Origin of the sequence: Xanthomonas indica (assembly GCF_040529045.1) — a bacterium.
Taxonomy (GTDB): Bacteria; Pseudomonadota; Gammaproteobacteria; order Xanthomonadales; family Xanthomonadaceae; genus Xanthomonas_A; species Xanthomonas_A indica.
Genome location: NZ_CP131914.1, coordinates 1,515,182 through 1,527,970 on the forward strand (window position 1 = coordinate 1,515,182; position 12,789 = coordinate 1,527,970).

At 70.7% G+C, this 12,789-nt stretch carries 11 protein-coding genes; all 11 read left to right on the forward strand.

Annotated elements, in window-relative coordinates:
• Positions 1–134: 134 nt before the first annotated feature.
• From Q7W82_RS06470 to Q7W82_RS06520, 11 genes are read left to right on the forward strand one after another with little or no spacing between them, the layout of a single operon-like run.
• Positions 135–536 (forward strand): division/cell wall cluster transcriptional repressor MraZ, encoded by a 402-nt coding sequence (locus Q7W82_RS06470; RefSeq protein ID WP_010344444.1) that lies wholly within the window; start codon positions 135–137, stop codon positions 534–536.
• Positions 537–550: 14 nt separating this feature from the next.
• On the forward strand, positions 551–1,663 hold the full coding sequence (rsmH, locus tag Q7W82_RS06475) for a 16S rRNA (cytosine(1402)-N(4))-methyltransferase RsmH (RefSeq protein WP_242160734.1): 1,113 nt from the start codon (positions 551–553) through the stop codon (positions 1,661–1,663).
• Positions 1,660–1,923 (forward strand): cell division protein FtsL, encoded by a 264-nt coding sequence (ftsL, locus tag Q7W82_RS06480; protein WP_010344441.1) that lies wholly within the window; start codon positions 1,660–1,662, stop codon positions 1,921–1,923. Before rsmH ends, ftsL begins: the two co-directional genes overlap by 4 nt.
• Positions 1,920–3,776: a penicillin-binding transpeptidase domain-containing protein gene (locus tag Q7W82_RS06485; protein WP_242160666.1), complete on the forward strand. Its 1,857-nt coding sequence runs from the start codon at positions 1,920–1,922 to the stop codon at positions 3,774–3,776. Before ftsL ends, Q7W82_RS06485 begins: the two co-directional genes overlap by 4 nt.
• The gene (locus tag Q7W82_RS06490) at positions 3,773–5,257 is read left to right on the forward strand and encodes a UDP-N-acetylmuramoyl-L-alanyl-D-glutamate--2,6-diaminopimelate ligase (protein ID WP_242160667.1); all 1,485 of its coding nucleotides are present in this window, start codon (positions 3,773–3,775) and stop codon (positions 5,255–5,257) included. Before Q7W82_RS06485 ends, Q7W82_RS06490 begins: the two co-directional genes overlap by 4 nt.
• Entirely contained in the window at positions 5,254–6,747 is a 1,494-nt protein-coding gene (gene murF, locus Q7W82_RS06495) for a UDP-N-acetylmuramoyl-tripeptide--D-alanyl-D-alanine ligase (RefSeq protein ID WP_242160668.1), read from the forward strand. The genes Q7W82_RS06490 and murF overlap by 4 nt, the downstream gene beginning before the upstream one ends.
• Positions 6,737–7,822: a phospho-N-acetylmuramoyl-pentapeptide-transferase gene (gene mraY / locus Q7W82_RS06500; protein ID WP_010344435.1), complete on the forward strand. Its 1,086-nt coding sequence runs from the start codon at positions 6,737–6,739 to the stop codon at positions 7,820–7,822. The genes murF and mraY overlap by 11 nt, the downstream gene beginning before the upstream one ends.
• Positions 7,822–9,144 carry a putative lipid II flippase FtsW gene (gene ftsW, locus Q7W82_RS06505; protein WP_242160669.1) on the forward strand — a complete coding sequence of 441 codons (1,323 nt, stop codon included), beginning with the start codon at positions 7,822–7,824 and terminating at the stop codon, positions 9,142–9,144. Before mraY ends, ftsW begins: the two co-directional genes overlap by 1 nt.
• Positions 9,141–10,388, forward strand: coding sequence for an undecaprenyldiphospho-muramoylpentapeptide beta-N-acetylglucosaminyltransferase (gene murG, locus Q7W82_RS06510; protein WP_242160670.1), 1,248 nt, complete (start codon positions 9,141–9,143; stop codon positions 10,386–10,388). The genes ftsW and murG overlap by 4 nt, the downstream gene beginning before the upstream one ends.
• Positions 10,385–11,821, forward strand: coding sequence for a UDP-N-acetylmuramate--L-alanine ligase (gene murC, locus Q7W82_RS06515; RefSeq protein WP_242160671.1), 1,437 nt, complete (start codon positions 10,385–10,387; stop codon positions 11,819–11,821). The genes murG and murC overlap by 4 nt, the downstream gene beginning before the upstream one ends.
• Positions 11,818–12,759 carry a D-alanine--D-alanine ligase gene (locus Q7W82_RS06520; protein WP_242160672.1) on the forward strand — a complete coding sequence of 314 codons (942 nt, stop codon included), beginning with the start codon at positions 11,818–11,820 and terminating at the stop codon, positions 12,757–12,759. The genes murC and Q7W82_RS06520 overlap by 4 nt, the downstream gene beginning before the upstream one ends.
• Positions 12,760–12,789: the final 30 nt, after the last annotated feature.

Genomic DNA, 12,789 nt, shown 5'->3' on the forward strand with positions numbered 1-12,789 from the left:
TAAGGTGGGCACTTGAGGGGAAACCGGGTTTTTTGTGGTTTTTCGTGGTTCAATGACCGCCCAGGCGGATTCGGAAAGGTGCAGGCGTCGTGTTTCAGGGCGAAACCGCAATCACTGTGGACGACAAGGGGCGTATGGCGGTTCCCACCGCGTACCGCGACCTTGTCGCGCGCGTGAGCGGCAATCGGCTGGTGCTGACCTACAACCCGTTCGAGGCCGGCTGCCTGTGGCTGTATGCGGAAAAGGAGTGGGAGCGGGTCCGTGACGACGTCATGGCCAAGCCCAACACCCAGCGCGTGGTGCGGGTCCTGCAGCAGAAGCTGGTGGGTTCGTCGGCCGCGCTGGAGCTGGACGCCAACGCCCGCATCACCATTCCGCCGAGCCATCGCGCCGCGGTGGGCATTGAAAAGCGCGCCGTGCTGTTGGGCATGGGCGACAAGTTCGAACTGTGGAGCGAGCAGGCTCATCGCGCACTGATCCAGCAGACGTTGTCTGACGAGGATCTGGGCGATGGATTGCTCGATCTGAAGTTGTGAGTCGGGGTGTCCGGATGCGCGGACAGGCGCAGGCCGGTCACCTCCCGGTGTCGCAACCATCGGCGGCGCATGTGCCGGTGTTGTTCGCGCAGGTCCTGGACGGGCTGCAGGTGATCGAAAACGGAATCTATCTGGATGGCACGTTCGGGCGTGGCGGACACGCGCGCGGGGTGCTGCACAAACTCGGCCCAGGAGGCCGGCTGCTGGTGATGGACAAGGACCCCGAGGCGATCGCCGAAGCCGAACATGCGTTCGGCGCCGACGCGCGCGTGTCCATCTATCGCGGCAGCTTCGCCGAACTGGGCCACTGGGACGCCGCGGTCGCCCTGGACGGGGTGCTGTTCGACCTGGGCGTGTCCTCGCCGCAGCTGGACGTGGCCGCGCGCGGCTTCTCCTTCGGCAAGGACGGCCCGCTGGACATGCGCATGGACCCCGACGCCGGCGAGAGCGCGGCGCAGTGGCTGGCGCGCGCCGACGAGCGCGAGATCGCCGACGTGCTGTGGACCTACGGTGAAGAGCGGCAGAGTCGGCGCATCGCCCGCGCCATCGTCGCCCGCCGCGAGAAGCAGCCGCTGACCCGCACCGCCGAACTGGCCGACCTGATCGCCGGCGTGATGCCGCGCGGTGACAGCAAGACCCACCCGGCCACGCGCAGCTTCCAGGCCATCCGCATCCACATCAACCGCGAGCTGGCCGATCTGGAAACCGGCCTGGACGCGGCGCTGGCCCGGCTCAAGCCCGGCGGCCGCCTGGCGGTGATCAGCTTCCACTCGCTGGAAGACCGCATCGTCAAGCAGTTCATGCAGCGCCACGCCAAGGCGCCGCCGAGCAACCGCCGCCTGCCCGAAGCCACCACCTTCGTGCCGACCCTGCGCCTGCACGGCGGCGCGATCAAGGCCGACGCCGACGAACTGGCGGTGAACCCGCGCGCGCGCAGCGCGGTGCTGCGGGTGGCCGAGAAGCTGGGAATCGGGAGTCGGGAATCGGAAATCGGTAAAGGCGAAAGCAAGAGCGCGCTTCCCGGGACGGAAGGTTTCCGTGCGCAGTCGACCGGCTCTTCCCCATTCCCCATTCCCGTTTCCCCATTCCCGCCGGCTCATGGCGCGCTCCACAGGAGCGCCCAATGAGCCGGCTGCTGCTGCTCGTGCTGCTCGCCTGCACCATTGCCTCGGCGATCGGGGTGGTGTACATGCGCCATCGCCATCGCCAGTTGTTCGTGGAGCTGTCGCGGCTGGAGCACAACCGCGACGAACTGAACATCGAGTTCGGCCGGCTGCAGCTGGAGCAGGCGACCTGGGCCGAGAGCAATCGCGTCGACCAGGTCGCGCGCGAGCGGCTGGGGATGAAGTTCCCCGAGACCGGCGACATCGTGGTGGTGCGCCCGTGAACAAGACCGGCCGCAACCGCCCCCGCAGCAACTTCAACCTGCGCGGCCGCCTGGCGCTGGTCGGCGCGGCGCTGGGCCTGTGTTCGGTGACGCTGATCGGCCGTGCGGCCTACGTGCAGTTGATCAACAGCGACTTCTACCAGCGCCAGGGCGAAGCGCGCTACCTGCGCGAACTGCCGATCGCCACCTCGCGCGGCATGATCACCGACCGCAACGGCGAGCCGCTGGCGGTGTCCACGCCGGTGGAATCGATCTGGGTCAACCCGCAGGAACTGCTGCGCAGCCCCGACCGCATCCCGCAGCTGGCGCAGGCGCTGGAGCTGCCGGTCGACGAACTGACCGCCAAGCTGTCGCAGAAGGCGGACAAGGAGTTCATGTACCTCAAGCGCCGGATCAATCCGGACAAGGCGCATGCGGTGGTCGCGCTGGGCATTCCCGGCGTGTTCTCGCAGCGCGAATTCCGCCGCTTCTACCCGCAGGGCGAAGCGATGGCGCACGTGCTGGGCTTCACCAACATCGACGACCGCGGCCAGGAAGGGCTGGAGCTGGCGTTCGATTCCTGGTTGCGCGGCAAGCCGGGCGCCAAGCGGGTGATTCGCGACCGCAAGGGCGCGATCGTCGAGAGCATCGACCTGGTCAAGCCGGCGCAGCCGGGCAAGGACCTGACCCTGAGCATCGACCGCCGCATCCAGTTCCTGGCCTACAAGGAACTGCGCAACGCGCTGGTCGAGAACAAGGCCGCCGGCGGCTCGATCGTGATCATGGACGTGGCCACTGGCGAGATCCTGGCCATGGTCAACCTGCCGACCTACAACCCCAATGCGGTCAACGGGGTCAACCCGGACGTGCGCCGCAACCGCGCGGTCACCGACCTGGTCGAGCCGGGCTCGACGATGAAGCCGCTGACCATCTCCACCGCGCTCAAGGCCGGGGTGGTGACCAAGGACACGCTGATCGACACCAACCCCGGCTACATGTCCGTGGGCCGCTTCACCATCAAGGACGTGCCGCGCAACAACGGCGTGCTGACCGTGACCGGGGTGATCACCCGCAGTTCCAACATCGGCGCGGCGAAGATCGCGGCCAAGCTGCCGGACCAGACCTTCTACGACCAGGTCCACAGCTACGGCTACGGCAGCTCCCCGCACAGCGGCTTCCCCGGCGAATCGGCCGGCGTGTTCCCGTCGCCGGCGCGCTGGAGCGGTTCGTCCAAGACCACCATGTCCTACGGCTACGGCCTGTCGGTGACGCCGCTGCAGATCGCCCGTGCCTATTGCGCGCTGGGCAACGGCGGCCGCCTGGTCACTCCGACCTTCGTCAAGGGCCAGCACGAGGACAGCAAGCAGGTGCTGGACCCGGCGATCGCCAAGGAAGTGGTGGCGATGATGGAGACCGTGGTCACCCAGGGCGGCGCCAAGGGCGCGGCGATCCTGGGCTACCACGTGGCCGGCAAGACCGGCACCGCGCGCAAGGCCGGCCCCGGCGGCTACGAGCGCGGCCACTACAACGCGCTGTTCGCGGGCCTGGTGCCGGCGAGCAACCCGCGCTTTGCCACGGTCATCGTCATCAACGACCCGCAGGGCGCCAAGTACTACGGCGGCCTGGTGTCGGCGCCGGTGTTCCACAACGTGATGGAAGGCGCGCTGCGCCTGATGGACGTGCCGCCGGACGATATCCAGTCGTGGCTGGCCGCACAGGCCGCCGGCAAGAGCGGCCATGCGCCGCCGCCGGCACCGGTGGAGCCGGATCCGGCCACCGTGCCCGACGCCGCCGCCGAGGTCGATGCCGCGCTGCCCAGCGCGCGCGCCGTGGCGCCGCCGGCGCCGGCACCGCTGCAGGAGACACGCCAGTGACCCGCGCCATGTCGCTGTCGCAACTGCTGCCGGGTGTGGCGCTGTCGCACGATGTGCAGGTGTCCGGGCTGGTCATGGACAGCCGCGCGGTGCGCCCGGGCGATGCCTTCGTGGCGATCGCCGGGTTCGGCGCGCACGGCCTGGGCTTCGTCGAGCAGGCGCGCGCCAACGGCGCCGTCGCCGTGCTGTACGACCCGCCGGCCCCGGCCGAGCTGCCGGCGCCGGCCGACGCGATCGCGGTGCCGGGCCTGCGCGCGCGCATGGGCGCGATGGCCGACCAGTTCCACGGCCATCCGTCGCAGACCATGACCATGGTCGGGGTCACCGGCACCAACGGCAAGACCTCCACCGTGCAGTTGCTGGCGCAGGCCTGGCACCTGCTGGGCGCGCGCAGCGGCAGCATCGGCACGCTCGGCGCCGGCCTGTACGGGCAGGTGCAGCCGACCGGCTTCACCACGCCGCTGGTGCTGCCGCTGCACGCGCTGCTGGCGCAGCTGCGCGACGCCGGCGCGCAGGCGGTGGCGATGGAGGTCAGCTCGCACGCGCTCGACCAGGGCCGCGTGGACGCGGTGCATTTCGACGTGGCGGTGTTCACCAATCTCACCCGCGACCATCTCGACTACCACGGCGACATGGCCGGCTACGGCGCGGCCAAGGCGCGTCTGTTCGCCACGCCGGGGCTGAAGTCGGCGGTGATCAACCTGGACGACGCGTTCGGCCGCGAGTTGCTGGCCAAGTTGGACCCGGCGCTGCGCCGCATCGCGGTCAGTTCGCGCGGCCAGGACGGCGCCGAGGTGCGCGCCGAGGCGCTGCGCCTGGACGCGCGCGGCATCGGCTTCACCCTGGTGATCGGCGAGGAGCGGCATCCGCTGCAGTCGCCGTTGCTGGGCCGTTTCAACGTCGACAACCTGCTGGCCGTGGCCGGCGCGCTGCATGCGTTGGACGTGGCGCCGGTGCGCATCGCCGCCACCCTGGCGCAACTGCAGCCGATCCGCGGGCGCATGAACCGGCTCGGCGGCAACGGTGCGCAGCCGCTGGTGGTGGTCGACTACGCGCACACCCCCGACGCGCTGGAGCAGGCGCTGCAGAGCCTGCGCGCGCACGCGCAGGGCCGCATCACCTGCGTGTTCGGCTGCGGCGGCGAGCGCGACACCGGCAAGCGTCCGCAGATGGCGGCGATCGCGCAGCGCCTGGCCGAGCGCGTGGTGGTCACCGACGACAACCCGCGTGGCGAGGACGGCGATGCCATCGTCGCCGACATCCTGGCCGGCTTCGACGGCATGCAGACGGTGCAGGTGCAGCGCGACCGCGCGCAGGCGATCGCCATGGCGGTCGCCGCCGCCGGCGCCGAGGACATCGTGCTGATCGCCGGCAAGGGCCACGAGCCCTACCAGGAGATCGCCGGCGTGCGTCATCCGTTCGACGACACCGAGGTCGCCGCGCAGGCCCTGCGCGCGCATGCGGCGGAGGCGGCCCGATGAAGCGCCTACCGTTGTCGATGATCGCGCACTGGGCCGGCGCCGAGCTGCACGGCGACGACGTGGCGATCGACGCGATCAGCCACGACACCCGCAGCCTGGCCGCCGGCAGCCTGTACGTGGCGCTGCGTGGCGAGCGTTTCGACGGCCACGCCTTCGTTGCCGATGCCGCCGCGCGCGGCGCCAGCGCCTTGCTGGTGGAGCGCGTGCAGCCGCAGATCGAACTGCCGCAGATCGTCGCCGCCGACACCGAGCTGGCGTTGGCGCGCATCGCCGCCGGCATGCAGCGCGGCCGCGCCACCCGCGTGGCCGCGATCACCGGCAGCAACGGCAAGACCAGCGTCAAGGCACTGCTGCTGGCGATCCTGCAGCACGCCTGCCGCATCGACGGCGGCAGCGTCTACGCCAATCCCGGCAACCGCAACAACGAGATCGGCCTGCCGCTGGCGGTGATCGAGGCGCCGGACGACGCCGACTACGCCATCTACGAAATGGGCGCCGGCAAGCCGGGCGACATCGCCTATCTCACCGACATCGCGCCGCCGCAGGTGTCGCTGGTCAACAACATCGCCGCCGCGCACCTGGAGCGCATGGGCAGCCTGCTCGGCGTGGCGCAGACCAAGGGCGCCATCTACACCGCGCTGCCGGCCGACGGCACTGCGGTGATCAATGCCGACGATGCCTTCGGCCTGTGGTTCGAGCAGCGCCTGCCGACGGGCGAGGCGCGGCCGCAGGTGCTGCGCTTCGGCCTGCAGCCGGGCGCCGAGATCGGTGCCGCGCAGGTGCGCATGGCCGCCGATCGTACCCAGTTCGTGCTGACCACCCCGCGTGGCGATGTCGAGGCGACGCTGCCGCTGCCGGGCCGGCACAACCTGCAGAACGCCCTGGCCGCCGCCGCGCTGGCGCTGGCGCTGGGCGTGGCGCCGGCACGCATCGCCGGCGGCCTGGCGCAGGTGCAGCCGGTCCCCGGTCGGCAGATCACCCACGTGCTGCCCAACGGCGCGGTGCTGATCGACGACAGCTACAACGCCAACCCCGGCTCGCTGGCCGCGGCGATCGACGCGCTGGCCGCAGCCGGCGGCGAGCGCTGGCTGGTGCTGGGCGACATGCGCGAACTCGGCGCCGGCGCCGAAGCGCTGCACGCCAGCGGCGGCCGCCGGGCACGCGATGCCGGGCTGACCCGGCTGTATGCGCTGGGGCCGCTCAGCGCCCACGCCGCGCAGGCCTTCGGCGAGAACGGCCGGGTGTTCGACAGCCACGCGGCGCTGATCGAGGCGCTGCAGCGCGACCTGGCGGCCGTGGCCGGCACGCGACAAACGCAGGATCAAGAGCAGGAAGTGAAGCAGATGCATGAGACCACCGGCGCGCCGTCCCATGGCGCGCTCCAGCCGGCCGCGGCCACGCTCCTCGTCAAGGGCTCGCGCGGCAGCGCCATGGACACCGTGGTGCGTGCGCTGCTGAACCAGGCACAGGAGGCGCCGCATGCTGCTTGAACTCGCCCGCTGGCTGCAGCAGCTCGAAAGCATGTTCGGGCTGTTCGGCTATCTGACCTTCCGCGGCATCCTCGCGGCGCTGACCTCGCTGTTCCTGTCGCTGTGGCTGGGCCCGGCGGTGATCCGCAAGCTGGCGCAGTTCAAGGGCGGCCAGCCGATCCGCCAGGACGGCCCGCAGACCCACTTCTCCAAGGCCGGCACCCCGACCATGGGCGGCTCGCTGATCCTGCTCACCGTGCTGCTGTCGGTGCTGCTGTGGGGCGACCTGCGCAACCGCTATGTGTGGCTGGTGCTGGCGGTGATGCTGGCGTTCGGCGTGATCGGCTGGTACGACGACTGGATCAAGATCGTGCGCCGCGACCCGAACGGGCTGAAGTCGCGCTGGAAGTACCTGCTGCAGTCGATCTTCGGCCTGGCCGCCGGCCTGTTCCTGTACTACACCGCCGACGTGCCGGCGGCGATCACCTTCTACATCCCGATGTTCAAGTCGATCGCGCTGCCGCTGGCCGGGATCAGCTTCGTCGCCATCGCGTACTTCTGGATCGTCGGCTTCTCCAATGCGGTCAACCTGACCGACGGCCTGGACGGCCTGGCGATCATGCCGACCGTGCTGGTGGCCTGCGCGCTGGGCGTGTTCGCCTATGCCTCGGGCAACGCGGTGTTCTCCGCCTACCTGAAGATCCCGACCATCCCCGGCGCCGGCGAACTGATCATCATCTGCGCGGCGATCGCCGGCGCGGGCCTGGGCTTCCTGTGGTTCAACACCTATCCGGCGATGGTGTTCATGGGCGACATCGGCGCGCTGGCGCTGGGCGCGGTGCTGGGCACCATCGCGGTGATCGTGCGCCAGGAACTGGTGCTGGTGATCATGGGCGGCGTGTTCGTCATCGAGACCCTGTCGGTGATGATCCAGGTCGCCTCGTTCAAGCTCACCGGCAAGCGCGTGTTCCGCATGGCGCCGATCCACCACCACTTCGAGCTGAAGGGCTGGCCGGAGCCGCGGGTGATCGTGCGCTTCTGGATCATTTCGGTGGTGCTGGTGCTGGTTGGCCTGGCCACGTTGAAGGTGCGCTGATGAACGACGCTGCCCGCCAAGCGACCCGCCTGGAGGCCATCGGTGGCCGCTACGACCCGTGGCTGCTCGGTGCCGCGGTGGCGCTGGCGTCGCTGGGCGTGGTGATGGTCGGCTCCAGCTCGATCGAGCTGACCACCAGCCCGTTCTACTACCTCAGCCGCCACCTGCTGTTCCTGGCCGGCGGTGTCGGCCTGGCGATCTGGGCGATGCGCACCGAACTGAAGAACATCGAGCAGTACAACCAGTTGCTGCTGCTGGCCTGCTTCGGCCTGCTGCTGGTGGTGTTCGTGCCCGGTCTCGGCAGCACCGTCAACGGCGCGCGGCGCTGGATCAACCTGGGCATCTCGCGCTTCCAGACCGTGGAAGCGGTGAAGGTGCTGTACATCGTGTGGCTGTCCAGCTACCTGGTGCGCTTCCGCGACGAGGTCAACGCGACCTGGCCGGCGATGCTCAAGCCGCTGGGCGTGGCGGTGGCGCTGGTCGGCCTGCTGCTGCTGCAGCCGGACTTCGGTTCCTCCACGCTGCTGCTGGCGATCACCGCCGGCATGCTGGTGCTGGGCGGGGTGAACCTGCCGCGCATGTCGATGCCGATCGTGATCGGCCTGCCGGTGTTCGCCTTCATCGCGATCCTCGAGCCGTACCGCCTGCGCCGCATCACCTCGTTCCTGGATCCGTGGGCCGACCAGCTCGGCTCCGGCTACCAGCTGTCCAACGCGCTGATGGCGGTGGGTCGCGGCGAACTGTTAGGGGTCGGCCTGGGCGGCTCGGTGCAGAAGCTCAACTATCTGCCGGAAGCGCATACCGACTTCATCTTCTCGGTCATCGCCGAAGAGCTGGGCTTCGTCGGCGTGTGCCTGATCATCTCGCTGTACGCGCTGCTGGTCGGCCGTGCGTTCTGGCTGGGCATGCGCTGCGTGGAGATGAAGCGCCATTTCTCCGGCTACATCGCCTTCGGCATCGGCCTGTGGATCAGCCTGCAGAGCTTCGTCTCGGTCGGCGTGAACCTGGGCATCCTGCCGACCAAGGGCCTGACCCTGCCGCTGATCTCCGCCGGCGGTTCCAGCGTGCTGATGACCTGCGTGGCGATGGGCCTGCTGCTGCGCGTGTCCTACGAACTCAATCGCGCCGAGCGCCAGGTGGCGCTGGTGCGCAGCGACGCGGCGATGCCGGTCAAGCAGACCGTGGACAACGCCGAGGACCTGCATGCCGCGCGCGAGGCCAGCGCCAGCGCGGTCGCCGCGGCGATCCAGGGCGGCGCCCCGGGGCGCGGCACCAGCCGCATGCAGCCGCGCGTCGAACCCACGTTCGGGAGGCTGGGATGAGCACGGTGCAGGGCAGTCGTCCGGTGATGATCCTCGCCGGCGGCACTGGCGGACACATCTTCCCCGCGCTGGCCGTGGCCAAGGTGCTGCGCGCGCGCGGCGTGCCGGTGGTGTGGCTGGGCGCGGCCGGGCGCATGGAAACGCGGCTGGTGCCGGAACACGGCATCGAGCTGGACACCATCGAGATCGGCGGACTGCGCGGCAAGGGCGCGCTGGCCCTGTTCGGCGCGCCGGTGCGGGTGCTGCGCGCGGTGCGCGCTGCCGGCTTCGTGCTGCGCCGGCGCGCGCCGCGCGCGGTGATCAGCTTCGGCGGCTTCGCGGCCGGTCCCGGTGGCCTGGCCGCGCGGCTGCTCAAGCTGCCGCTGCTGGTGCACGAACAGAACCGCGCGCCGGGCCTGACCAACAAGGTGCTGGCACGCGTGGCACGGCGTGTGCTGACCGGCTTCCCCGGCAGCTTCGCCACGCGCGAGGAAGCGGTAGGCAACCCGGTGCGCGCCGAGATCGCCGCACTGGCGCCGCCGGCGCAGCGCCTGGCCGCACGCCACGGCGCGCCGCGGCTGCTGGTGCTGGGCGGCAGCCAGGGCGCACGCGTGCTCAACCAGGCGTTGCCGCAGGCGCTGGCCGCGCTCGGCGTGGCCGTCGAGGTGCGCCACCAGTGCGGCGAAGCGCTGCGCGAGGAAGCCGCGCGCGCCTACGCCGACGCCGGCGTCGCCGCCAGCGTCGAAGCCTTCATTGGCGACATGGCTGCTGCCTACGCCTGGGCCGATCTGGTGGTGTGTCGCGCTGGCGCCTCGACCCTGGCCGAACTGTGCGCGGTCGGCATCGGCAGCGTGCTGGTGCCGTTCGCCGCCGCCGTCGACGACCACCAGACCCGCAACGCCGAATACCTGGTCGAGCGCGGCGCCGCCGTGCTGCTGAAGCAGGACGACGCCCTCGCCGGGCACTTGCAGCGCGTCCTGCGCGACCTGCTGGCGCAGCCGGCGCAGCGCCTGGCGATGGCCGAGGCCGCGCGCGAGCTGGCCAAGCCGGATGCGGCCGAGCGGATCGCGGACATCGTGCTCGAAGAAGCCGGGAATGGAGAACCGGGAATGGGGAATGGGTACAAGCACAATCAAGGGCAGAATCACGCAGTGACACACGCAGACACGAACACGCGGCAGGCGCGGATCGCCGCCAGCGCTTCGCTTTTCCCGAATCCCGAATCCCGATTCCCGAATCCCGCCTCCGCAGGAGGCCAACAATGATCCGCCGCCTCCACGACACCGGCGATCTGGTCCGCGCGTTCCCGCGCGTGCATTTCGTCGGCATCGGCGGTACCGGCATGAGCGGCATCGCCGAGGTCATGCTGACCCTGGGTTACGAGGTTTCCGGCTCGGACAACGCCGACAACGCGGCGACCCGGCGCCTGGTCAAGCTCGGCGCGCGGGTGATGCGCGGGCACTCGGCCGCCAACGTGCTCGGCACCGACTGCGTGGTGGTGTCCAGCGCGATCCGCGAGGACAACCCGGAACTGATGGAGGCGCGCAGCCAGCGCATTCCGATCATGCCGCGCGCGGCGATGCTGGCCGAGCTGATGCGCTTCCGCCGCGGCATCGCGGTGGCCGGCACCCACGGCAAGACCACCACCACCAGCCTGGCCGCGGCGGTGCTTAGCGAAGGCGGGCTGGACCCGACCTTCGTGATCGGCGGCCAGCTGCTCGCCGCCGGCGCCAACGCCAAGCTCGGCGGCGGCCAGTGGCTGGTGGCCGAGGCCGACGAGAGCGACGGCAGCTTCCTGCGCCTGAATCCGCTGATCTCGGTCATCACCAACATCGATGCCGATCACCTGGAGAACTACGGCAACGACTTCGCCCGGGTGCAGGCCGCGTTCGCCGAGTTCCTGCAGCGCCTGCCGTTCTACGGCCTGGCGGTCCTGTGCATCGACGATCCGGAAGTGGCCGCGCTGGCGGCGAAGACGCCGCGCCACGTGATGAGCTACGGCCTCAGCGAGAACGCCGACGTGCGCGCCGAGGACGTGGTCCAGGATGGCCCGCGCATGCGCTTCACCCTGCGCCTGCCGGAAGGCAGCAGCATCCCGGTGACCCTGGCGCTGCCGGGCCGCCACAACGTGCTCAACGCCCTGGCCGCCGCCGCCATCGGCTGGCAGCTGGGCGTGGCGCCGGAGGCGATCGCCAGTGCGCTGCAGGGCTTCGCCGGCATCGGCCGCCGCTTCAACGACCTGGGCGAGGTCACCACCGCCGGCGGCGCGCGCGTGCGCGTGGTCGACGACTATGGCCACCATCCGCGCGAACTGGCCGCAGTGTTCGCCGCCGCCCGTGGCGGCTGGCCGGACAAGCGCCTGGTGGTCGCGTTCCAGCCGCATCGCTACAGCCGCACCCGCGACCAGTTCGACGCGTTCGCCGCGGTGCTGTCGGAAGTGGACGCGCTGGTGCTCAGCGAGGTCTACCCGGCTGGCGAGGCGCCGATCCCGGGGGCCGACGCGCGCTCGCTGGCCCGCGCGATCCGCGCGCGTGGCCGCAGCGAGCCGGTCGTGGTCGGCCAGGTCGGCGAACTCGGCAGCGTGCTGCCGGACGTGCTGCAGGACGGTGACCTGCTGCTGATGATGGGGGCGGGCGACATCGGCTACGTCGCCCAGCACATCGCCCAGCACGGCTTCGCCGGCGGAGCGGACGCATGAGCGCACAGACCCTGCCGCCGCCGCACGTCACCGACCCGGCCGTGTTCGGCCGCGTCGCCGTGCTGCTCGGTGGCAGCTCCAGCGAACGCGAGGTGTCGCTGAACTCCGGCGCCAACGTGCTCGAGGCGCTGCGCAGCCGCGGTGTCGACGCGCAGCCGGTGGACGGCATCCCGGCCTTGCTCGAGCGCATCCGCGCCGGCGAGGTCGACCGCGTGTTCAACATCCTGCATGGCGGCGACGGCGAGAACGGCGTGCTGCAGGGCCTGCTGCGCGCGCTGCAGGTGCCGTTCACCGGTCCCGACGTGCTCGGCAGCGCGCTGACCCTGGACAAGATCCGCACCAAGCAGGTGTGGATCGCCGCCGGCCTGCCGACCCCGGGCTTCGCCCGCATCGACGCCCAGGCCGACCTGGCCGCGGCGGCTGCCGCGCTGGGCTACCCGCTGTTCGTCAAGCCGGCCTGCGAAGGTTCCAGCGTCGGCGTGTTCCGCGTGCTGGCCGAGGCCGACCTGGCGCCGGTGCGCGCCTTCGCCGCCGACTACCACGGCGAACTGCTGATGGAGCAGATGGTGCAGGGCGAGGAATACACCGTCGGCATCCTTGGCGACATCGCGCTGCCGTCGATCCGCATCGTCCCCGCCGGCGACTGGTACGACTACCACGCCAAGTACATCGCCGAGGACACCCAGTACCTGTGCCCGGGCATGGACGGCGAGGACGAGACCCAGATCCGCCAGCTCGCCCTGCAGGCGTTCGCCGCCGCCGGCTGCAGCGGCTGGGGCCGCGTGGACGTGATGCGCGACCGCGTGCGCGGCCTGCAGCTGATCGAGGTCAACACGGCTCCGGGCATGACCAGCCACTCGCTGGTGCCCAAGGCCGCGGCGCAACTGGGCGTGGACTTCGCCGGCCTGTGCTGGCGCATCCTGGAGCAGACGCTGTGAAGCCGGGATTGGGGATTCGGGATTGGGGAT

What these genes read in the sequence shown, in the direction of transcription:
- rsmH (WP_242160734.1), top strand. Translation starts at nt 551, where the DNA reads ATGCGCGGACAGGCGCAGGCCGGTCACCTCCCGGTGTCGCAACCATCG.
- ftsW (WP_242160669.1), top strand. Translation starts at nt 7,822, where the DNA reads ATGAACGACGCTGCCCGCCAAGCGACCCGCCTGGAGGCCATCGGTGGC.
- Q7W82_RS06470 (WP_010344444.1), top strand. Translation starts at nt 135, where the DNA reads ATGGCGGTTCCCACCGCGTACCGCGACCTTGTCGCGCGCGTGAGCGGC.
- murC (WP_242160671.1), top strand. Translation starts at nt 10,385, where the DNA reads ATGATCCGCCGCCTCCACGACACCGGCGATCTGGTCCGCGCGTTCCCG.
- mraY (WP_010344435.1), top strand. Translation starts at nt 6,737, where the DNA reads ATGCTGCTTGAACTCGCCCGCTGGCTGCAGCAGCTCGAAAGCATGTTC.
- ftsL (WP_010344441.1), top strand. Translation starts at nt 1,660, where the DNA reads ATGAGCCGGCTGCTGCTGCTCGTGCTGCTCGCCTGCACCATTGCCTCG.
- Q7W82_RS06520 (WP_242160672.1), top strand. Translation starts at nt 11,818, where the DNA reads ATGAGCGCACAGACCCTGCCGCCGCCGCACGTCACCGACCCGGCCGTG.
- murF (WP_242160668.1), top strand. Translation starts at nt 5,254, where the DNA reads ATGAAGCGCCTACCGTTGTCGATGATCGCGCACTGGGCCGGCGCCGAG.
- murG (WP_242160670.1), top strand. Translation starts at nt 9,141, where the DNA reads ATGAGCACGGTGCAGGGCAGTCGTCCGGTGATGATCCTCGCCGGCGGC.